23 protein-coding genes are annotated in these 19,672 nt (G+C 66.6%); 9 read left to right on the top strand and 14 right to left on the bottom strand.

The window, feature by feature from the left end; genetic code table 11:
• The first annotated feature begins 40 nt into the window (after positions 1-40).
• Positions 41-676 carry a cutinase family protein gene (locus A5659_RS13040; protein ID WP_066866274.1) on the top strand — a complete coding sequence of 212 codons (636 nt, stop codon included), beginning with the start codon at positions 41-43 and terminating at the stop codon, positions 674-676.
• Here the strand turns inward: A5659_RS13040 and truA are convergent.
• The 8 genes from truA to infA form a co-directional block, all read right to left on the bottom strand.
• Positions 673-1,533, bottom strand: coding sequence for a tRNA pseudouridine(38-40) synthase TruA (gene truA / locus A5659_RS13035; RefSeq protein WP_082976048.1), 861 nt, complete (start codon positions 1,531-1,533; stop codon positions 673-675). The genes A5659_RS13040 and truA overlap by 4 nt on opposite strands.
• Positions 1,511-2,146, bottom strand: a complete 636-nt coding sequence (gene rplQ, locus A5659_RS13030; RefSeq protein ID WP_066866270.1) for a 50S ribosomal protein L17 — start codon at positions 2,144-2,146, stop codon at positions 1,511-1,513. Before rplQ ends, truA begins: the two co-directional genes overlap by 23 nt.
• Before the next feature lie 118 nt (positions 2,147-2,264).
• Entirely contained in the window at positions 2,265-3,308 is a 1,044-nt protein-coding gene (locus A5659_RS13025; protein WP_007773471.1) for a DNA-directed RNA polymerase subunit alpha, read from the bottom strand.
• 129 nt (positions 3,309-3,437) lie between these two features.
• A complete protein-coding gene (gene rpsD / locus A5659_RS13020; protein ID WP_066866267.1) occupies positions 3,438-4,043 on the bottom strand; it encodes a 30S ribosomal protein S4 in 606 nt (201 codons plus the stop codon).
• A 15-nt stretch (positions 4,044-4,058) separates the two neighbouring features.
• Positions 4,059-4,475, bottom strand: a complete 417-nt coding sequence (rpsK, locus tag A5659_RS13015; protein WP_008260256.1) for a 30S ribosomal protein S11 — start codon at positions 4,473-4,475, stop codon at positions 4,059-4,061.
• Positions 4,476-4,480: 5 nt separating this feature from the next.
• Positions 4,481-4,855: a 30S ribosomal protein S13 gene (gene rpsM / locus A5659_RS13010; protein WP_007773477.1), complete on the bottom strand. Its 375-nt coding sequence runs from the start codon at positions 4,853-4,855 to the stop codon at positions 4,481-4,483.
• A gap of 251 nt (positions 4,856-5,106) precedes the next feature.
• Positions 5,107-5,220 carry a 50S ribosomal protein L36 gene (gene rpmJ / locus A5659_RS26985; RefSeq protein WP_003879483.1) on the bottom strand — a complete coding sequence of 38 codons (114 nt, stop codon included), beginning with the start codon at positions 5,218-5,220 and terminating at the stop codon, positions 5,107-5,109.
• A gap of 52 nt (positions 5,221-5,272) precedes the next feature.
• Positions 5,273-5,494 carry a translation initiation factor IF-1 gene (gene infA, locus A5659_RS13005; protein WP_003418601.1) on the bottom strand — a complete coding sequence of 74 codons (222 nt, stop codon included), beginning with the start codon at positions 5,492-5,494 and terminating at the stop codon, positions 5,273-5,275.
• A gap of 251 nt (positions 5,495-5,745) precedes the next feature.
• Between infA and A5659_RS13000 the strand changes: the two genes are divergently transcribed.
• From A5659_RS13000 to A5659_RS12965, 8 genes are all read left to right on the top strand, one after another.
• Positions 5,746-7,440: an FAD-dependent oxidoreductase gene (locus A5659_RS13000; protein ID WP_066866265.1), complete on the top strand. Its 1,695-nt coding sequence runs from the start codon at positions 5,746-5,748 to the stop codon at positions 7,438-7,440.
• Positions 7,441-7,447: 7 nt separating this feature from the next.
• Positions 7,448-9,001: an ATP-binding protein gene (locus tag A5659_RS12995; RefSeq protein WP_067181602.1), complete on the top strand. Its 1,554-nt coding sequence runs from the start codon at positions 7,448-7,450 to the stop codon at positions 8,999-9,001.
• 29 nt (positions 9,002-9,030) lie between these two features.
• On the top strand, positions 9,031-9,879 hold the full coding sequence (locus A5659_RS12990; RefSeq protein WP_066866261.1) for an LLM class F420-dependent oxidoreductase: 849 nt from the start codon (positions 9,031-9,033) through the stop codon (positions 9,877-9,879).
• A 19-nt stretch (positions 9,880-9,898) separates the two neighbouring features.
• Positions 9,899-10,765, top strand: coding sequence for an LLM class F420-dependent oxidoreductase (locus A5659_RS12985; protein ID WP_066866259.1), 867 nt, complete (start codon positions 9,899-9,901; stop codon positions 10,763-10,765).
• Between the two features lie 26 nt (positions 10,766-10,791).
• Positions 10,792-11,787, top strand: a complete 996-nt coding sequence (rfbB, locus tag A5659_RS12980; protein ID WP_066866257.1) for a dTDP-glucose 4,6-dehydratase — start codon at positions 10,792-10,794, stop codon at positions 11,785-11,787.
• Between the two features lies 1 nt (position 11,788).
• The gene (gene rfbC, locus A5659_RS12975) at positions 11,789-12,397 is read left to right on the top strand and encodes a dTDP-4-dehydrorhamnose 3,5-epimerase (protein ID WP_067181597.1); all 609 of its coding nucleotides are present in this window, start codon (positions 11,789-11,791) and stop codon (positions 12,395-12,397) included.
• A 234-nt stretch (positions 12,398-12,631) separates the two neighbouring features.
• On the top strand, positions 12,632-13,765 hold the full coding sequence (locus A5659_RS12970; RefSeq protein WP_067181593.1) for an acyltransferase: 1,134 nt from the start codon (positions 12,632-12,634) through the stop codon (positions 13,763-13,765).
• Positions 13,766-13,916: 151 nt separating this feature from the next.
• The gene (locus A5659_RS12965; protein WP_067181590.1) at positions 13,917-15,050 is read left to right on the top strand and encodes an acyltransferase; all 1,134 of its coding nucleotides are present in this window, start codon (positions 13,917-13,919) and stop codon (positions 15,048-15,050) included.
• A gap of 83 nt (positions 15,051-15,133) precedes the next feature.
• On the opposite strand, the gene A5659_RS27735 is transcribed toward A5659_RS12965, so the two are convergent.
• Genes A5659_RS27735 through A5659_RS12935 form a run of 6 tightly spaced genes read right to left on the bottom strand, consistent with a single transcriptional unit; the run spans position 15,134 to position 19,609 of the window.
• On the bottom strand, positions 15,134-15,538 hold the full coding sequence (locus A5659_RS27735) for a hypothetical protein (protein ID WP_067181587.1): 405 nt from the start codon (positions 15,536-15,538) through the stop codon (positions 15,134-15,136).
• Positions 15,535-16,464, bottom strand: a complete 930-nt coding sequence (locus A5659_RS12955) for a metallophosphoesterase (RefSeq protein WP_067181585.1) — start codon at positions 16,462-16,464, stop codon at positions 15,535-15,537. Before A5659_RS12955 ends, A5659_RS27735 begins: the two co-directional genes overlap by 4 nt.
• Complete coding sequence (locus A5659_RS12950; protein WP_156749176.1) at positions 16,461-16,847, bottom strand: cupredoxin family copper-binding protein; 387 nt, start codon at positions 16,845-16,847, stop codon at positions 16,461-16,463. The genes A5659_RS12955 and A5659_RS12950 overlap by 4 nt, the downstream gene beginning before the upstream one ends.
• A gap of 42 nt (positions 16,848-16,889) precedes the next feature.
• A complete protein-coding gene (locus A5659_RS12945) occupies positions 16,890-17,597 on the bottom strand; it encodes a Rieske (2Fe-2S) protein (protein ID WP_067181581.1) in 708 nt (235 codons plus the stop codon).
• The gene (locus A5659_RS12940; RefSeq protein WP_067023164.1) at positions 17,594-18,145 is read right to left on the bottom strand and encodes an RNA polymerase sigma factor; all 552 of its coding nucleotides are present in this window, start codon (positions 18,143-18,145) and stop codon (positions 17,594-17,596) included. The genes A5659_RS12945 and A5659_RS12940 overlap by 4 nt, the downstream gene beginning before the upstream one ends.
• Before the next feature lie 33 nt (positions 18,146-18,178).
• Positions 18,179-19,609 carry an NAD(P)-binding protein gene (locus A5659_RS12935; protein ID WP_067023166.1) on the bottom strand — a complete coding sequence of 477 codons (1,431 nt, stop codon included), beginning with the start codon at positions 19,607-19,609 and terminating at the stop codon, positions 18,179-18,181.
• Positions 19,610-19,672: the final 63 nt, after the last annotated feature.

Below are 19,672 nucleotides of genomic sequence, written 5' to 3'. Positions count from 1 at the left end.
CGTTACCGTCGGGTTATCAACGCCCCCTTAACATCGCTGTGTGAGGCTTATCCCGTTAGGGCTGGGCATCGGAATTGGCGCGACGGGCGCGTTATTGATTGCCCCCCAATTGGTTCCGCATGCGTCGGCATCGTGCCCCGGCGTTGAAGTGGTGTTTGCCCGAGGCACCGACGAGCCGCCAGGTGTCGGCAAGGTGGGCGGCGCCTTCGTCAGCTCGTTGCGCGAGCAGACTCGCAAAAGCGTTGGCGCATATGGGGTGAACTACCCGGCAAGCAAGGACTTTCTGGCAGCCGCCAACGGCGCCAATGACGCCAGCGCCCACATCCAGCAGATGGCCGCCAACTGCCCCGGCACCAAACTGGTGCTGGGCGGGTATTCGCAGGGCGCCGCCGTCGTCGATATCGTCACGGCCGCACCGGTGTCCGGCCTCGGCTACCGCCAGCCGCTGCCGCCCGCGGCCGCCGATCACGTCGCGGCGGTCGCGCTGTTCGGCAACCCGTCCGGCCGGGCGGGTCAACTGATGAGCGCCCTGTCCCCCAACTTCGAGGGCAAGACCATCGACCTGTGCAACCCGGGCGACCCGATCTGCTCGTCGGGCATGCAGTGGAGCTCGCACCTGGGCTACGTGCCCGGATTGACCACCAAGGCTGCGACTTTCGTGGCGTCCCGGGTCTAGCGCGAGCGGATGTCGCGGGTGATGAGGTTGCGCGCGGCCAGCTGGTCGTCTGGCGGGTAGTCCACGGCGACCAGCGAAAGCCCGTGCGCCGGCGCGGCGGCGAAGTCGCTGGATCGCTCGGTGGCGCTGAGCAATTCGCGGCAATAGGACACCGGGCGGCGGTGTTCGCCGACGGCCAGCAGCGCCCCGACCAGTGAGCGCACCATCGACCAGCAGAACGCGTCGGCGCAGACCTGCGCGGTGATCTGGTCGCCGTCGCGGGTCCACTCCAGGCGCTGCAGATCGCGGATGGTGGTGGCGTTCTCGCGATGACGGCAGAACGCGGCGAAATCGTGCAGTCCCAACAGGTCTCGCGACGCCGTCGCCATGGCCTCGACGTCCAGGGGGCGAGGCCACGCGGTGACGTAGCGGGCCTGCAGCGGCTGCACCCCCCAGGGCGCCGTCGAGAGTCGGTACTCGTAGTGACGACGCAGCGCCGAGAACCGGGCGTCGAAACCCGCCGGCGCGCGGGTGATGTCGACGACCCGGACGTCGGTGGGCAGGAATCGACCCAGCCGGCGCAGCAGCGGCAAGAACTCCGGCTCGCCGATAAGCTCTGCGCGCGGATAGGCGTTGGGCAGCGCGTCGGCCGGCACGTCGACGTGGGCCACCTGCCCGGTCGCGTGCACGCCGGCGTCGGTGCGGCCCGCCGCGCGCAGGCGCACCGGCGTGCGGAAGACCGTCGTCAGCGCCTCGTCGAGAATCCCGGCCACGGTCCGCTGGCCGGCCTGAGTGGCCCAGCCCGCGAAACCGGTTCCGTCGTAGGCGATATCGAGCCGCAGACGGACGTCCTCGCTAACTCTCGTCAGCCTCGTCAGCCTCTTCGGCCTTCTCGGCCTCGGCCCGCGCCTCGATGGCCTCGTCGTGCTTTTCTTCGGCGGCGGCCTCCGCCTCCGTGGCCTGCGAAACCTCGGGTGCCTCCGTGGTCTCCTCGGCCGTGGCCTCCTCGGCCGTGGGGCCGACGGCTTCGGAGGGCTCGACGGCCGCCTGAGGCGCCGCCGCCGCGGCGACCGGGGCGTCGGACTTCTTGGAAGCCTTCACCCGTCGCGCCCGGTCGGCCTCGGAGGTGACCGTCTTCTCCCGCACCAGCTCGATCACGGCCATGGGGGCGTTGTCGCCCTTGCGCGGCTCGACCTTGATGATGCGGGTGTAGCCGCCGTTGCGGTCGGCGTAAAACGGGCCGATCTCCGCGAACAGCGCGTGCACCACGTCCTTGTCGCGGATCTTCTTCAGCACCTCGCGACGGTTGTGCAGCGCACCCTTTTTCGCGTGCGTGATCAGCTTCTCCGCGTACGGCCGCAACGCCCGCGCCTTGGGCTCGGTCGTCTTGATCCGGCCGTGCTCGAACAGGGAGGTGGCCAGGTTGGCGAGCAGCGCCTTCTGGTGCGAAGACGACCCGCCGAGGCGAGGTCCCTTGGTGGGCTTGGGCATTGCGACTATCTCCTTGAAGTGGCCGGCCCCCGTATCAGGTAGGGCCGGGACGGACTTTCGTCAGTTGTGTCCGGTTCCTCAGCGGCCGCTGCACGGCCGCATCGTCACCGGACGGCCGTTACAGCTGTTCGGTTTCGGCGTAGTCCTGGTCGTCGTAGGACGCCTCGGAAGACCAGGTGCCGGTGGCGACGTCGTAACCCGCGACCTGCGAGGGGTCGAAGCTCGGCGGGCTGTCCTTGAGCGACAGGCCCAGCTGGTGCAGCTTGACCTTCACCTCGTCGATGGACTTCTGACCGAAGTTGCGGATGTCGAGCAGGTCGGACTCGGTGCGGCTGACCAGCTCGCCGACGGTGTGCACGCCCTCGCGCTTGAGGCAGTTGTAGGAGCGCACCGTCAGGTCCAGGTCGTCGATCGGCAGCGCGAACGACGCGATGTGGTCGGCCTCGGCCGGCGACGGCCCGATCTCGATGCCCTCGGCCTCGACGTTGAGTTCGCGTGCCAGACCGAACAATTCGACCAGGGTCTTGCCCGCCGACGCCAGCGCGTCGCGGGGGTTGATCGAGCTCTTGGTCTCGACGTCCAGGATCAGCTTGTCGAAGTCGGTGCGCTGCTCGACACGGGTGGCGTCCACCTTGTAGGTGACCTTGAGCACCGGCGAATAGATGGAATCGACCGGGATGCGGCCGATTTCGGCACCGGAGGCGCGGTTCTGCACGGCGGGCACGTAGCCGCGGCCGCGCTCGACGACGAGCTCGACCTCGAGCTTGCCCTTGTCGTTCAGCGTCGCGATGTGCAGGTCGGGGTTGTGCACCGTGACACCGGCGGGCGGCACGATGTCGCCCGCGGTGACCTCACCAGGGCCCTGCTTGCGCAGGTACATGGTGACCGGCTCGTCCTCCTCGGAGGACACCACCAGGCTCTTGAGGTTCAAGATGATCGCGGTGACGTCTTCCTTGACGCCCGGCACGGTGGTGAACTCGTGCAGCACGCCGTCGATGCGGATGCTGGTGACGGCCGCACCCGGAATCGAGGACAGCAGCGTGCGGCGCAACGAATTGCCCAGGGTGTAACCGAATCCCGGCTCCAGCGGCTCGATGACGAACTGGGAGCGGCTGTCGGTGAGGACTTCCTCCGACAATGTGGGTCGCTGAGAGATCAGCATGGTGTTTCTTCTTCTCCTTCTCGGCACCCGCTATTTGATGCCGCTGTGTTGCCCGCTCCGACCCGCTGCGCCCGGCTTCGCCGCGCTTGCGATCGTCGCAGACCTGCGCCGGTTCAGCGCAGGGGGTCTTTACTTCGAGTAGAACTCGACGATGAGCTGCTCGGCGAGCGGCACGTCGATCTGCGCCCGCTCGGGCAGCTGGTGGACGAGGATGCGCTGACGCTCCCCCACCACCTGCAACCAGCTCGGGATCGGGCGGTCGCCCGCGGTCTCCCGCGCGATCTGGAACGGCACGTTGTTCAGCGAGCCGTCCCGCACGTCGATGATGTCGTACTGCGACACCCGGTAGCTCGGGACGTTGACGTGCACACCATTGACGCTGAAGTGTCCGTGGCTGACCAGCTGACGCGCCATCCGGCGGGTGCGAGCCAGGCCGGCGCGGTACACGACATTGTCCAGCCGGCTTTCCAGGATGCGCAGCAGCTCTTCGCCGGTCTTGCCGGGCTGGCGCACGGCCTCTTCGTAGTAGCGACGGAACTGCTTTTCCATCACGCCGTAGGTGAAGCGGGCCTTCTGCTTCTCCTGCAGCTGCAGCAGGTATTCGCTTTCCTTGATCCGCGCGCGGCCGTGCTGGCCGGGCGGGTAGGGGCGCTTCTCGAACGCCTGGTCGCCGCCGACGAGGTCGGTGCGCAACCGGCGCGACTTGCGGGTGACGGGTCCGGTGTAACGAGCCATTGGGTTCTTTTCCTCCTAGACCCTGCGTCGCTTCGGGGGGCGAACGCCGTTGTGCGGCTGGGGGGTGACGTCGGAGATCGCGCCGACCTCCAGACCGGCGGCCTGCAGCGACCGGATCGCCGTCTCCCGGCCCGAGCCCGGGCCCTTCACGAACACGTCGACCTTCTTCACGCCGTGCTCCTGCGCCTTGCGGGCCGCGTTCTCGGCGGCCAGCTGCGCGGCGAACGGCGTCGACTTCCGCGAGCCCTTGAACCCGACGTGACCCGACGACGCCCAGGCGATGACGTTGCCCTGCGGATCGGTGATGGTCACGATCGTGTTGTTGAACGTGCTCTTGATGTGGGCGGCGCCGTGCGGGACGTTCTTCTTTTCCCGGCGACGGGTCTTCTGCCCCTTCTTGGGAGCGGAGGCTGCCTTCTTGGCTGGTGGCATGGGGGTTACCTGGCCTTCTTCTTGCCGGCGATGGTGCGCTTGGGGCCCTTGCGGGTGCGCGCGTTGGTCTTGGTCCGCTGGCCGCGCACCGGCAGGCCGCGGCGGTGCCGCAGGCCCTGGTAGCAGCCGATTTCGATCTTGCGCCGGATGTCGGCCTGAACCTCGCGGCGCAGGTCACCCTCGACCTTCAGGTTCGCTTCGATGTAGTCACGCAGGTGGGTCAGCTGGTCGTCGGTCAGGTCCCGGGTGCGCAGGTTCCGGTCGATGCCGGTGGCTGCCAGGATCTCGTTCGACCGGGTGCGGCCGACGCCGAAAATGTAGGTCAGGGCGATCTCCATCCGCTTGTCACGCGGAAGGTCGACGCCTACTAGTCGAGCCATGGGTGGCGTTTCCTCTTTTTTCTAGGCGGAGGTCTGTTCCCAGCCCGTTCCCGGTCCCACCTGGGTGTTACCGGGGCCCGGCCTCCGACCGGACGTGGATGAGCGACGCTGATTCGTCTTTTTTGGCGCTTGGCGCGCCAGGCAGCTCAGTGGTGCTGGGAGGTCTGCATTCAGTTGTGTTCGGTTGGATCGTCCGACTCCTCCTCAGTCCGTTCACGGACTGCATCGTCGCCGGACGGTGCTGGGGCAGGTCAGCCCTGGCGCTGCTTGTGGCGCGGATCGGAGCAGATCACCATGACCCGCCCATGCCGACGGATCACCCTGCACTTGTCACAGATTGGCTTGACGCTCGGGTTCACCTTCACGGCAGTTCGATCCTGTTCTGTCTATTCGTAGGTTGTTGGAGCTCAGGCGCGGTTACTTGTACCGGTACACGATGCGGCCGCGGGACAGGTCGTAGGGAGACAACTCCACCACCACCCGGTCCTCCGGCAGGATGCGGATGTAGTGCTGCCGCATCTTGCCGCTGATGTGGGCAAGCACCTTGTGGCCGTTCTCCAGCTCAATGCGGAACATCGCATTGGGCAGCGGCTCGACCACCCGGCCTTCCACCTCGATGGCGCCGTCCTTCTTGGCCATAACTAGTTAAGAATCCTCGTCGTATAGTTTCGTTCTCGTCTGCGCCTAGTCGACGCGACAGTGCACCGACTTGGAACGTGAGCCGGTGACAGGAAATTCCTAGGGACTTGGCACACAAAAAGTCGGCGCGGATGCCGCACCGTTGTTCCACGATACCTGGTTATTGCCCTCCACCAAAATCGCTGCCGGCGGAACGCGGGCCGCCAGCTCGACCTCCCGCACGGCCGCTGACGAGCGCATACTTAACGCCGATGACTAACCCCTCGGCCCCCTCGGGCCCGCCAGAGGCCGCAGCGCAACCGCGCAAGCCCGTCATGCTGACCGTCGACGACGATCCCTCGGTGTCCCGGGCGGTCGCCCGCGACCTGCGCCGCCACTACGGCGAGCAGCACCGGATCGTGCGCGCGGAATCCGGGCCCGACGCCCTGGGCACGCTAAAGGAGCTCAAACTGCGCGGCGAGACCGTCGCGCTGCTCATCGCCGACTACCGGATGCCGCAGATGAGCGGCATCGAGTTCCTCGAGCAGGCGATGGACCTGTATCCCGCGGCCCGCCGGGTGCTGCTGACCGCCTACGCCGACACCCACGCCGCCATCGACGCGATCAACGTCGTCGACCTGGACCACTACCTGCTCAAGCCGTGGGATCCCCCGGAGGAGAAGTTCTACCCGGTCATCGACGGGCTGCTGGACGCCTGGCGCGCCGCGCCCGAGCACCCCATCCCGCACACCAAGGTGATCGGCCACCGCTGGTCGGCGCGGTCGTGGCAGGTCCGCGACTTCCTGGCCCGCAACGGCCTCTACTACACCTGGTTCATGGCCGACGAGCCCGCCGGCGAGCGACTGCTCAGCGCGGCCGGCGAGGACGGCAGGCGACTGCCGGTGGTCATCACCCAGCGCGGCGACACCCTGGTCGAGCCCACCGATGCGCAGCTGGCCGAGACGCTGGGCCTGACCACCACGCCGTCGCAGGAGTTCTACGACCTGATCGTGGTCGGCGGTGGGCCCGCCGGCCTGGCCGCCGCCGTGTACGGCGCCTCCGAGGGGCTGCGCACCGTGCTCATCGAGCACATCGCCACCGGCGGCCAGGCCGGGCAGAGCTCGCGCATCGAGAACTATTTGGGCTTCCCCGACGGGGTCTCGGGCGGGCAGCTGGCCGACCGGGCGCGGCGGCAGGCGGAGAAATTCGGCGCCGAGCTGATCACCGCGCGTAAGGCCGTCGCCCTCGAGGTGAACGGATCCAAGCGCACCGTGCGGTTCGCCGACGGCGGCTCGATCGACGCGCACGCCGTCATCCTGGCCACCGGGGTGTCCTACCGCCAGCTGCAGGCGGAGGGCTGCACCGAGCTGACCGGCTGCGGCGTGTACTACGGCGCGGCCATCTCGGTCGCCCCGGAGTGCGAAGACGAAGAGGTCTACGTGATCGGCGGGGCGAATTCGGCCGGCCAGGCCGCGATGTACCTGTCCCGGACGGCCAAGTCCGTCAACATCGTGGTGCGCGCCCCGTCGCTGGAGGCGTCGATGTCCTACTACCTCATCCAGCAGATCGAGGCGAACCCCAAGATCAACGTGCTGACCTGCACCGAGGTGCAGCGCGCCACCGGCGACGGCCACCTCGAGCAGCTGAGGCTGGTGAACAACCGCACCGGGGAGATCGAGGACGTCACCTGCGCGCGGATGTTCATCTTCATCGGCGCCGCCCCGCGCACCGACTGGCTCGACGGGGTGCTGGCCCGCGACGACCACGGTTTCATCCTGACCGGACCGGACCTGCGCAACGTGTGCGGCTGGACGTTGGAACGCCCGCCGCATCACCTGGAAACCAGCGTGCCCGGCGTGTTCGCCACCGGCGACGTCCGCTCGACCTCGGCCAAACGGGTCGCCGCCGCCGTCGGTGAGGGGTCGATGGCCGTCATGCTGGTCCACCGCTACCTGGCCGAGAGCTAGGAGGGGTATGACCGGCTCCGAATCGACCAAGGTGCCCTGTCAGCCCGACGAGCTGCGCAGCCTGTTCCTGTTCGAGGCGCTCACCGACGAGCAGCTCGCGGTGCTGTGCGCCAACGGCCACATTCAGCACTACGAACCCGGTCCGATCTGCGTCGAGGGCGAGCCGGCGACCTGCTTCTACGTCTTGATCGACGGGGAGCTCACCATGAGCAAGCTCTCCGGCGGCCAGGACATCGAGACCAACCGCACCTCGCAGCGCGGCGTGTATTGCGGGGCGTGGCGGGCGTTCACCGGCGGCAAGCAGAAGAGCTACGACGCCTCGGTACACGTGACCAAGCCGTCGCGCTTCTTCGTGATGGACGCGCCGGTGTTCGCCCAGTTCATGCGGGACCAGTTCCCGATGGCGGTGCATCTGCTCGACGGCATCGCCGTCGGCACCGACCGGACCCGCCGGATCATCGACAACCGAGAGAAGCTGCTGGCGCTGGGCCGGTTGTCGGCCGGGCTGACGCACCAGCTGAACAACCCCGCGGCGGCGATCTCGAGGTCCGCGGCGGATCTGCGCGAACGGGTGGCCAACATGCGCCACAAGCTGGCGATGCTGGCCGACGGGACCATCACCCCCGAGGCGCTCAGCGCCCTGGTGCGGCTGCAGGAGCGGGTCGCCGAGCAGGTCGCCAAGTCCGCTGCTCCAGGATCGGGGCAGCATTTGACCGCGCTCGAGACCTCCGACCGGGAGGACGCCGTCGGCGACTGGCTGGAAGAGCACGGCATCGACGGCGGTTGGGACATCGCCCCGACGTTCGTCGAGGGCGGCATCGACACCGATTGGCTGGAGCGGATCTCCGCGGTCACCGAGGAACTCGCATCGACATCGCTGGAGCAGGCGATCCGTTGGATCAACTACACCATCGAGAGCGAGCTGCTGATGAATCAGATTCTGGAAGCCAGCAAACGGATTTCGGCGCTGGTCGCCGACGCCAAGCAGTATTCGCAGATGGATCGCGCTCCGTTTCAGGTGACCAACGTGCACGACCTGCTGCGCAGCACCCTGGTGATGTTCGCCGACCGGTTGACCAAGGACGGCGGCAAGGACGGCGGCAAGCACGCGAAGGCGATCACCGTCGTCAAGGACTTCGACCAGACCCTTCCCGAAATCCCTTGTTACCCAGGCGATCTCAATCAGGTGTGGACCAACATCATCGACAACGCGATCGCCGCCATGCGCGACACGGGTGGCACCCTGACCATCCGCACCTGCGCCGAAGGCGACAACCTGGCCCGCATCGAAATCTGCGACACCGGCCCGGGCATACCCGAGGACATCCGCGAACACATCTTCGAGCCGTTCTTCACCACCAAACCCTTCGGCGAGGGCACCGGGCTGGGCCTGGACCTGGCGTTCAACATCGTGGTGAAGAAGCATCGCGGCGACCTGCGGGTGGAGTCGGTGCCCGGGGACACCCGGTTCATCGTGCTGCTCCCGCTCACGGCGCCCGCCGCCGACGTCGCGGCCACCGATCTCGACGATGCCGACGAGGATCTGGCCGTTTCGGAATAGCTTTCGCGGGGCGCGGGTTGGGAACAACCATGACCGATGCTGCGAGCAAACCCAATCTCGGCCGGTTCGGATCGTTCGGACGCGGCGTCACCCCCGAGCAGGCCAGGGACATCGAGGCGCTGGGCTACGGCGCCGTGTGGGTCGGCGGTTCACCCCCCGCCGAGCTGGCCTGGGTCGAACCCCTCCTGGAAGCGACCACGACGTTGCAGGTGGGCACCGGCATCGTCAACATCTGGACCGCGGCCGCGGGGCCCGTGGCCGAATCCTTCCACCGCATCGAGGCGGCCTACCCCGGCCGGTTCCTGCTGGGCATCGGCGTCGGGCATCCCGAGGCGCACACCGAGTACCGCAAGCCCTACGACGCGCTGTCCGACTACCTCAAGCAGCTCGACGACTACGGCGTGCCCGCCCACCGCCGGGTGGTGGCGGCGCTGGGCCCGCGCGTGCTCAAGCTGTCCGCGGAGCGCTCGGCCGGCGCGCACCCCTACCTGACCACCCCCGAACACACCGCGCGGGCCCGCGAGCTGATCGGGCCGTCGGCCTTCCTGGCGCCCGAGCACAAGGTCGTGCTGACCACCGACGCCGAGAAGGCGCGGGCCGTCGGCCGCAAGGCGCTCGACATCTATTTCAACCTCGCCAACTACCGAAACAACTGGAAGCGGCTGGGTTTCACCGAGGACGAGGTCACCCGGCCCGGCAGCGACCGCCTGGTGGACGCGGTGGTGGCGTATGGCACCGTGGACCAGATCGCGGCGCGGCTGAACGAGCACCTCGACGCCGGCGCCGATCACGTCCCCGTGCAGGTCCTGACAAAGGATGAAAACCTGGTCTCGGCGCTGGCCGAACTGGCGGGGCCACTGGGGTTGAAGCAGTCCTGAGACCGTAGGGGGAGCCCAGATGACCGAGGGAGTTTCACTCAAGCCCGAACTCGGCCGGTTCGGCGTGTGGCTGCCCACCCGATCCATCTCCGCGGATTTGGCGGCGGGCATCGAATCGCTGGGGTACGGCGCCGCCTGGATCGGTGGCTCACCGGACGCCGAGCTGTCCTGGGCCGAGCCGGCCCTGGCGGCGACGACGTCGCTGCAACTGGCCACCGGGATCGTCAACATCTGGACGGCGCCCGCCGGGGCCGTCGCGGAGTCCTTCCGGCGGATCGAAAGCGCGCACCCGGGAAGGTTTTTGCTGGGCGTCGGGGTGGGCCACCCCGAACACACCGAGGAATACGTCAAGCCGTACGACGCCCTGGTCTCCTACCTCGACGAACTCGATGCCGCCCTGGTGCCGACCAGCCGGCGGGTGCTCGCCGCGCTGGGCCCGCGGGTGTTGCGGCTCGCGGCGCAGCGCAGCGCCGGTGCCCATCCCTACCTGACGACGCCCGAACACACGGCGAAGGCGCGCGACTTGCTCGGCGGGGCAGTGTATTTGGCGCCCGAACACAAGGTGGTGCTCACCACCGACGCGGAGCGGGCGCGCGCGATCGGGCGCCAGACGGTCGAGTTCTACCTGGGCCTGAGCAACTACGTGAACAACTGGCTGCGGCTGGGGTTCACCGAGGCCGACGTGCGCAAACCCGGCAGCGACAGGCTGATCGACGCGGTGGTCGCCTACGGCACGCCCGACGACATCGCGGCGCGGCTGGGCGAACACCTGCAGGCCGGCGCCGACCACGTGGCGATCCAGGTGCTCGGCGCCCACGATGAGGAAGCGCTGCTACCTGCGCTGAGCGAATTGGCCGGAGCTCTGGGGCTGACTGGCGCAAACTGACCGATCGGCTCGGTTAGGGTTTGGGCATGCGGTTACTGGTCACCGGCGGCGCTGGATTCATCGGCGCCAACTTCGTGCACAGCACGGTCCGCGAACACCCCGAGGATTCCGTCACGGTGCTCGACGCCCTGACCTATGCGGGTCGGCGTGAGTCGCTGGCCGACGTCGAGGACTCCATCGAGCTGGTTGTCGGCGACATCACCGATGCCGAGCTGGTGTCGCGGTTGGTCGCCGAATCCGACGCGGTGGTGCACTTCGCCGCGGAGAGCCACGTCGACAACGCGCTGGAGGGCCCCGAGCCGTTCTTGCACACGAACGTCGTCGGCACCTTCACCATTCTCGAGGCCGTGCGGCGTTACGGCGTGCGGCTGCACCACATCTCGACCGACGAGGTCTACGGCGACCTGGAGCTCGACGACCCCCAGCGATTCACCGAGGCGACGCCCTACAACCCGTCCAGCCCGTATTCGGCGACCAAGGCCGCCGCCGACATGCTGGTGCGGGCGTGGGTGCGCTCCTACGGCGTGCGCGCGACGATCTCCAACTGCTCCAACAACTACGGGCCGTATCAGCACGTGGAGAAGTTCATCCCGCGCCAGATCACCAACGTCCTCACCGGCCGGCGGCCCAAGCTGTACGGCACCGGGGCCAACGTCCGCGACTGGATCCACGTCGACGACCACAACAGCGCGGTCCGCCGCATCCTGGACTCCGGCGAGATCGGGCGCACCTACCTGATCAGCTCCGAAGGCGAGCGCGACAACCTGACCGTGCTGCGCACGCTGCTGCAGATGATGGGCCGCGAGCCCGACGACTTCGACCACGTCACCGATCGCGTCGGCCACGATCTGCGTTACGCCATCGACCCGTCGACGCTGTACGACGAATTATGTTGGGCGCCAAAGCATACCGACTTCGAGGAGGGTCTGCGTGCCACCATTGACTGGTATCGCGCGAACGAATCGTGGTGGCGTCCGTTGAAAGACGCCTCGGAAGCCCGCTACGAAGAGCGTGGGCAGTAGCGTGAAAGTTCGCGAACTGAAAATCCCCGGAACCTGGGAGATCACCCCTACCGTGCATGGCGACTCTCGCGGACAGTTGTTCGAGTGGCTCACGGACCACGATTTCACCGCCTTCGCCGGCCACCGCTTCGATCTCCGCCAAGCCAACTGCTCGATATCATCGGCCGGTGTGCTGCGTGGCATGCACTTCGCCCAGTTGCCACCAAGTCAGGCCAAATACGTGACTTGCGTCAAGGGTTCAGTTTTTGATGTCGTCGTGGACATCCGTTTGGGGTCGCCGACGTTCGGCCAGTGGGATTCCGTCCTGCTCGACGATTCCGACCATAAGACAATCTATATCTCCGAAGGCCTGGCCCATGGGTTCCTTGCCCTACAAGACAATTCGACCGTAATGTACCTGTGCTCGGCAGAATACAATCCACAACGCGAGCACACGATCTGTCCGACGGATCCGGCGCTGGCGATCGAGTGGCCGCTGGTCAACGGTGCCGCACCCACCTTGTCCGCGCGCGATGCTGCCGCCCCCAGCTTCGCCGAAGTTCGTTCCTCCGATCTGCTTCCTACTTGGGCGGACACGCAGGCCTTTATCAGGAGTCTGCGAAACAAATAGCCGCGCGCGTCAAAGCTGTCCGCCGCTGCGCCGGAAAGACAGCAGGCTAACTTCGATGCCCAGCCGTTTGCGATAAAGCTGCGTCTATCGCGTCAATAACCGCAGCCGCCCTTTCACGAGCCCAAATGGCGCCATCCGTTGGGTCGTGTAAACCGAGGGCTCCTTTTTCCCTATCGGGGCAGGCCGGTAGTATCTGCGCCGACAGTTCGGGGGCCGATCTGACAGCGAGAGCAGATGACACTCGGGCAAGTATTCGACCCTCGAAATAATGCACTTAATGCAATCCGGTTAGCACTAGCCGCACAAGTAATACTCTTCCACTCCTTCGTGATCACGGGTCATATGACGGGCTTGGCCACCAGTCAGCTGATGGTCTCGGTAGGCGTCGACGGGTTTTTCGCGGCCTCAGGATTTCTCATCACGTCAAGTTGGCTCAGCCGCCCACGAGTCCGCGACTACCTGGTTGCCCGGGCTCTTCGTATCCTCCCGGGGTTCTACGTCTGTCTCGTCGTAACTGCGTTCGTCATTGCCCCGCTTGGTGTGGCGATCCAGGGCGGTTCGGCAGGCAAGCTGCTGATGTCGGCCGCGCCGTTCGAATATGTCCTCGAAAACAGTGCCGTGGCCTATGTCCATTTGGACGTCGGCGGGACACCGAGCGGCATTCCCGTATCGGGCGCATGGAACGGATCACTCTGGTCCCTCATCTGGGAGGTGATGTGCTACCTGGCCGTGGCCGTCATCGGCACAGCCGGGCTCGCTAACCGGCGGTGGGTTTCCCCGGCGATACTGACAGTGGCCGTTGTCGCGGCGATGCTGCTACCGCCACTGAGTTTCTCCGAGACGTGGACGATCCCCCAACTCGTTGTGCGATCTGCGATTACGTTCGCGGCCGGAGCACTCTTGTATCAGTTCAAGGACATCATCCCGGCTCGATGGTCACTGGTAGGGGTGAGCCTAGTCATCGTCTTCGCGGCCGGACTACTGCCGGATTACCGGGTGATCGCCGCCGTTCCGCTGGCCTACATCGTCATCGTTTCCGGTGCGCTGACCCGCGGCACCCGCTGGAATCTGCGTACCGACCTGTCGTTCGGCATGTACATCTACGCGTTCCCGGTTCAACAGTTGCTGGCCATCGGCGGGTTTGCCGACCTGAACCCGCTGTTGTTCTACGTTGTCTCAACCGTCGCCACCCTTCCGTTAGCCGCGATCAGCTGGTTCGTGGTGGAAAAGCGCGCGATGTCGCTGAAATCCCGCCTCCTGCGCAAGTGGTCCACCCAGGCCCTGTCCGTACCTGAACCCGAGCGCGAAGCCACTATGGTGGATCCGCCCGTTAACCTGTCAGCTCCAGAGGTGCGAGGCATCACCTAGCCGTCGCCGGTCCGGCAGCGTTTCAGCGCCTGGCCGCGCGCCGGCTCTATTGCACCTGACCATGCTTGAAAGCCGCAAAGACCAACACCTACCAGCTGACTCCCTATACGATGGCGCCGACAGCGCAGGGCCGAACGACAGGCGATAGCAGATGAAACTCGTGCATTCATTTGATCCACGAAATAATGCACTAAATGCAATTCGGTTAGCACTGGCGATCGAGGTAATATTCCTACACTCTTTTCAGAACACGGGCCGTGTACCGCCCGAGCCAACCCGTCAGCTTCTTATGTCGGTCGGAGTCGACGGTTTCTTCGCGATCTCTGGTTTCCTCATTACCGCCAGTTGGCTCAGCCACCCACGAGCGCGTGACTATCTGGTTGCTCGAGCCCTCCGCATCCTTCCCGGGTTCTACGTTTGCCTTGCCGTAACAGCGTTCATCTTGGCGCCGATCAGTGTGCTACTTCAGGGGGGTTCGGCGGCGAAGCTCCTATGGTCCACCGGACCTATTGAGTACGTATTGAAAAACAGTGCTATCGCCTACCTGCACTGGGATGTCGGCGGAACTCCACGAGGGATCCCTAGAGCAGGCGACTGGAATGGCTCTCTGTGGTCTCTCATATACGAGGTGCTGTGCTACCTGGCCGTGGCGGTGATCGGCATCGCCGGACTCGCGAATCGGCGGTGGGTTTCGCCAACGATACTGGCAGTGGGCGTGTTCGCAGCTGCGATGTTGCCGCCCCTCACACTTTTCCAGGCATGGACGGTCCCCCAGCTCATTGCCCGCTGTGCCATCATGTTCGCTGCCGGAGCGCTCCTCTTTCAATTCCGGGAGGTGGTTCCTGCTCGTTGGTCGCTGGTGGGGGTGAGCGTGATCATAGTCTCGGTGGCCAGCATGCTGCCCGACTACCGCGTAGTCGGCGCTATCCCGTTGGCCTACATCGTTATCGTTTCCGGTGCGCTGACCAAGAAGAAGCGCTTGAATTTGCGTACCGATCTGTCATATGGGATGTACATCTATGCCTTTCCGACCCAGCAGCTGCTTGCGGTCTGCGGGCTCACCGATCTCAATCCCATGTTTTTCTTTGTGTTCTCAACTGTCGGCACCCTGCCGCTAGCCGCTATGAGCTGGTTCCTGGTGGAAAAGCGCGCAATGGCGTTGAAATCACGCCTGCTACGAAAGTGGTCCACCGAGCCCCTACGCGAGTCTGAACCCGATAGCGTGGCCGACGCGGACACCGACCGGGCAAGCTGCGGAACGTTAGGAGCAGTCCGTTCCGACTAGGTCGCGGACGCCTCCGACCACGTAGCGAGTGCCTATACAGTTGGGGCTGACAACGGCGGCACACGAGCTGGTTGCGACTACTGTTAGGCGTTGACAGGACGATCAATTTGGTACGGGTCCCGCCTAGCCCCTAGAACGCCCGTCACACACAGCACCAGCGTGATCACCTCGGCCGTCACGCTGACGGCCGCGTACGGCGCCGGGTCCCAGCCGCGCTCAAAGAAGCCGGAGAGCCCGACGGTGCGCGACATGACGAACGCGACCAGCGAGCCGCCCGCCACCGCGGCGCCCGCCCAGCGCAGCCAGGCCGGCCCGCCGATCAGGATCAGCAGCGCGAGCGCGAACGACACGCTGGCCTGCGCCAGGAATGCCGCGCCGATCATCGGAATGTGGTGGTAGCCATGGACATAGAGATAGGCGTGGCTGGCGGCGGCGACGGCCAGCGACACGGCGAGGCCGAGCCGCACCAGGATGTTCGCCAAACTCATTGCAGCGTCCGCTCCTTCAAGGCCAAGGCGGTCTCTCCCCTGGTGTAGCTGACCTCGCGGATGCCCAGCGCGTCGCGCAGCTTGCCGGCGGGCAGCGTGACCGGCTTGGGCGCCGGCCCGTCACCCGGTCGCGGCAGTGGGTACGCGGTGGTGGTTGCGCTGTAGAAGGTCACGTTGTCTTCGGTCTTGGAAAACAGTTGGTGGACATGGCCGTTGAGGCAGGTGACGGACGCGAAGCGGCGCAGGTAGCTCAGCGCCTGGGTCGCGTCGTCGGTGCCCCAGCCCCATTGCGGGTACATGGCGAACAGCGGGATGTGGCTGAACACGATGATGGGGGTATCGCTGGACAGGCGGGCGACGTCCTTCTTGACGAACTCCAGCTGATCGGCGCCCAGGTGGCCGAGCTTGTGCAGGTTCAGGGTATTGACCAGCGCGATCAGGTGCACGCCGGCGATGTCGAGGCTGTACCACCCGTCGCCGATCGAGCCGGCGCCGAACGCGTTTCGGTACTTCTGCCCCGCGTCGTCGATCGAGTCGTGCTCCCCGGGCACGGTCAGCACGTGCGGCGTCTTGAGGCCGCTCATCATCTGCTTCACCTGGTCGAACTGTTCCGGGCTGGACAGGTGGGTGAGGTCGCCGGTGTGGATGACGAAATCCGGTGTGTATCCGAGGTTGTTGACCTGATCGATCGCGTGGCCGAACGTCGAGGTGACATCCGGGTTGGGTGCTCCGGTGAAACCGAGGTGGCTGTCGCTGATCTGGGCGAATCGCAGGGTGGGCCGTCCCGCCGCGTGCGCAGCCTTGGCGTCGCCGGCGGCATGCGAGATGACCTCACCGCCGGCCACCGCGAACCCGACCGCCGCCCCGAACCAGGCCGTGTGCCGGATGAGCTGGCGGCGGGTCATGCCGTTCGCATGCTCACTCATCCCGTCACCACCACGGTGCCGCGCATCATCGGATGGATCGAGCAGACGTAGTCGAAAGTCCCTGCGGCGGCGAAGGTGTGGGTGAAGGTCGCCCCGGTGCCCATGCCGGGTGAGTGAAACGAGCCGTCGCTTGCGGCCACCGTGTGGGGTTCTTCGTCGCGATTGGTCCACGTGACGGTGGTCCCGGCGGTGACGGTCAACGAGGCGGGTTGGAACGCGAAGCCGTCGATGGTGACCTCATTGCCGCGCACGGGAGCCGCCGGCGCGGTGATCGACACCTCGGTCGTGGGCGCCGCGGTGTTCGCCACCGGCCGGGACTGGGAGCAACCGGCCAATGCCAACACACCCGCGGCCGGCACGATCGCCAAACATCTTCGAAGCATGGGGACATCCATGCCCAGAGATATGGCGGCGGGTTACACCGCTCAGGCCGGCCGCTCGGCACGCGGCGGGGCGAACACCTCGATGCCGCCGTTGGCCTCGCGAACCATCAATGCCGGCAAGGGCTTTGGCGCTATCGGCAATTGATGGGCGATCACCTGGCCGGTGGGCGAAAACGACGTGGTGTGGCACGGGCAGCGCAGCGTGTCGCCGGGTGCGTCGAACCACAGCTTGCAACCCTGATGCGTGCACACTCCCGAGACGGCCAGGACTTCGCCCGCGACCCGGCGGACGAATCCGGTCACCGAGCCGAGGTCGAAGGCGTGCATGACGCCGTCGGGCACATCAGAGCTGGCCGCCACGCGCTGCCAGCTGCCCTCGTTGGGCGTGAGTTGCCCGGCCGCGACTTCGGGACCGTGACCGTCGCCGCCGCGGCCGAGGATCAGGGCGCGATCGACGGACACCGCGGCGACCGCCGCCGTCGCGGCGGCCGACGTACCGACGATCACCTGGCGGCGCGTGCTGCGACGGTCCGGCGCCGGTTCCGTTGGCGCACCGGACATTTGCTCGGCGAGGCGCCGGCGCAGGTCGGTCAGGAATTCCTGGCGGGGCGCGTCACCACCCTCGCGCGCCGCGCGCAGCTCGATCGCCGTGCGCAGCTGAGCCGCCTCGAAGTCGTCGGGCGCGAACGGCCGGGGCCGGCGCCCCCGCAACAGATCGTCGACATAACGTCGCAACCCTCGCGCATTCATGGCTGGCCCCCATCGTTGACCTGGGCCGCCAGCCGCAGGGCGCGGTGCTGGAGCACCTTGGCATTGGCCACGCTGATCCCGAGTTCCGCGGCTGACTCCTTGATCGAATGGCCCTGCAGGAAACGCGATTCCAGAATCCGGCGGTAGCGGTCCGGCAGGTTGTCCAGAACCCGGGCAACCCGCTGCGGCGCGGTACTGATGGCGTCCTGGCCCTCGGCTGGTTGTTCGATGTCCTCGATCGAGGTTATCTCGCGCCCCAGCGTCTCGCGCCAGTGTGCGGCCAGCACTGTCCTGGCCGTCGCCCGCAGGTACGCGCGCACCTCGGCGACGCTCGCGGTCAGCCGCAACGGCCGCAGCGCCGCCAGGAACACCTCGGCGGTGAGGTCCTCGGCGTCGGTCTGGTTTCCGACGCGCGCGAACAGCGTGCGGTACACCCAGGTCGCGTTGTCGGAGTACACGGCTTCCCAGCTCGGGTAGCCGGCGTCATGGCCGTCCTCGGGCACCGCGCGCAGGGGTCGCGGGCCGACGGGCTCGTTTCTTGCCGCCACATGCCTCCTTCACCCGATGAATAGCGACTCGGGTTACACGGGCGCAGCGAGTGCGGCCTCGGCGGCCACGAGCTGGTCGAGCTTGGTGGCGGTGGCCGAGAACACGGATTTGGCGATGCTCAGTATCCGCTCGCGCACCCGCGGCTTCGCCGACGCCGACGGCAGCAGGTGGCCGATCAGATGGCCGAACAGGTCCAGGCGCGCCGCGGACAGCCACGACATCAGCTCCGGGTCGTCGAACCAGCGCAACTGATTGGTGTAGTCGGCCAGCGCCAGCCGCAACCAATCGAGGTCGGTGTCCGGATGCGGCAGGGGCACGCAGAGATCGTTTTTCACGGTGTCGTCACGGTATGCGGCCTCGACGTGGGCGATCAGCGCCGCGGAGAAGATCTGCTGGCAGCCGCGCACGCTTTGCAGCGTGATGGTCCCGATGTCGAAAATCGGTGTAGCGGGCCGCTTTTCGGCGCCGTCCGCGGTGCAATCGATGTACAGTTCGTCGCCGCTGACCGCCACGGTGCCGCCGTCGAGCGTCAGCCTGCCCGCGTCGATCCGCAGGAGGTGACCCAGGCGCACCACGTCGGTGATGCGCCGCAGTTGCTCGAGCTCGAGCCGGGTGACGGTCGCGCAGCGATACATGGCGGGCCGGATCGCCGGATCGATCCGCAACAGCACGCCGGCGTCTTCGAGACGCGCGAACAGATCCCGCGCCGAGGCGGCGTCGTTGATCGCGCGCAGTTGGGCGGTGAAGCTGGCCTTGAGCTTGTCGGCGAACAGCGAGCCGGGCTGCATGGTTTCGCGGTCCAGCAGCCAGGAATCGCGGGGCACGATCCAGGTCAGCCGGTCCGGTTCGATCCCGTGACCGAGCAGCCACAGGCAGGTGTCGATTCCGGTCTTGCCGGCCCCGACGACGACGTAGCGCTCGTACCCGCCGAGCCGGGGCAGGTCGTTGGGCGCGACGCACGCGACGCCGTCGGCGACCTGGTACGGGGGGCGGCGCATCGCCGGGACCGTGACCCGCATGTAGGTGGCGTCGACGACGCGGCGCGTCACGTCGACGGTGTAATCGGCGCCGGCCAGCGTGCGGAACCGGCCTTGCCCACCGTATTGGCCGAGGTATTCGCTCATCGGAAAGTAGCTGACCCGCCCGGTCGGCAACCACTCGCGGCGCATGATGCGGTCGTAGTAGGCGCAGATTTCGCCGGCGGTCGCCAACTCGTAAAGCCCGTGGTTCCAACCCACTTGGTCGATGGTGTCACTGCCGAGCCGCGACGAGTTGACGCCGTAGAAGGCCGAGGGCTGATGCAACCGCACGAACGGGTAGGCCATGGTCCAGTGCCCACCGGGCGCGTGCTGGCGGTCCACCACCACCACGCGGGCCTCCGTCTCGGAGACCAGCGTGTCGATGAACGCCATGCCCATGGCGCCCGCCCCGACCACCAGGTAGTCGGCCTCGATGGTGCGCATACCGCCCTCAGGCTAGACCGGCGACCACCTTGCCAAGGCCCGAACCGGGTTACTAGGATATCC

Source organism: Mycobacterium sp. 1165196.3, from assembly GCF_001673415.1.
Classification (GTDB): domain Bacteria; phylum Actinomycetota; class Actinomycetes; order Mycobacteriales; family Mycobacteriaceae; genus Mycobacterium; species Mycobacterium europaeum_A.
Note: the sequence above shows the minus strand (reverse complement) of the source record. Positions and strands in the feature narration are given on the sequence as shown.

Bases quoted from the DNA above. Each gene is read 5' to 3' on its own strand.
- rplQ (WP_066866270.1), bottom strand. From the start codon at position 2,146: ATGCCCAAGCCCACCAAGGGACCTCGCCTCGGCGGGTCGTCTTCGCAC.
- A5659_RS13025 (WP_007773471.1), bottom strand. From the start codon at position 3,308: ATGCTGATCTCTCAGCGACCCACATTGTCGGAGGAAGTCCTCACCGAC.
- rpsD (WP_066866267.1), bottom strand. From the start codon at position 4,043: ATGGCTCGTTACACCGGACCCGTCACCCGCAAGTCGCGCCGGTTGCGC.
- rpsK (WP_008260256.1), bottom strand. From the start codon at position 4,475: ATGCCACCAGCCAAGAAGGCAGCCTCCGCTCCCAAGAAGGGGCAGAAG.
- rpsM (WP_007773477.1), bottom strand. From the start codon at position 4,855: ATGGCTCGACTAGTAGGCGTCGACCTTCCGCGTGACAAGCGGATGGAG.
- infA (WP_003418601.1), bottom strand. From the start codon at position 5,494: ATGGCCAAGAAGGACGGCGCCATCGAGGTGGAAGGCCGGGTGGTCGAG.
- A5659_RS13000 (WP_066866265.1), top strand. From the start codon at position 5,746: ATGACTAACCCCTCGGCCCCCTCGGGCCCGCCAGAGGCCGCAGCGCAA.
- A5659_RS12995 (WP_067181602.1), top strand. From the start codon at position 7,448: ATGACCGGCTCCGAATCGACCAAGGTGCCCTGTCAGCCCGACGAGCTG.
- A5659_RS12990 (WP_066866261.1), top strand. From the start codon at position 9,031: ATGACCGATGCTGCGAGCAAACCCAATCTCGGCCGGTTCGGATCGTTC.
- A5659_RS12985 (WP_066866259.1), top strand. From the start codon at position 9,899: ATGACCGAGGGAGTTTCACTCAAGCCCGAACTCGGCCGGTTCGGCGTG.
- rfbB (WP_066866257.1), top strand. From the start codon at position 10,792: ATGCGGTTACTGGTCACCGGCGGCGCTGGATTCATCGGCGCCAACTTC.
- A5659_RS12970 (WP_067181593.1), top strand. From the start codon at position 12,632: ATGACACTCGGGCAAGTATTCGACCCTCGAAATAATGCACTTAATGCA.
- A5659_RS12965 (WP_067181590.1), top strand. From the start codon at position 13,917: ATGAAACTCGTGCATTCATTTGATCCACGAAATAATGCACTAAATGCA.
- A5659_RS27735 (WP_067181587.1), bottom strand. From the start codon at position 15,538: ATGAGTTTGGCGAACATCCTGGTGCGGCTCGGCCTCGCCGTGTCGCTG.
- A5659_RS12955 (WP_067181585.1), bottom strand. From the start codon at position 16,464: ATGAGTGAGCATGCGAACGGCATGACCCGCCGCCAGCTCATCCGGCAC.
- A5659_RS12950 (WP_156749176.1), bottom strand. From the start codon at position 16,847: ATGCTTCGAAGATGTTTGGCGATCGTGCCGGCCGCGGGTGTGTTGGCA.
- A5659_RS12945 (WP_067181581.1), bottom strand. From the start codon at position 17,597: ATGAATGCGCGAGGGTTGCGACGTTATGTCGACGATCTGTTGCGGGGG.
- A5659_RS12935 (WP_067023166.1), bottom strand. From the start codon at position 19,609: ATGCGCACCATCGAGGCCGACTACCTGGTGGTCGGGGCGGGCGCCATG.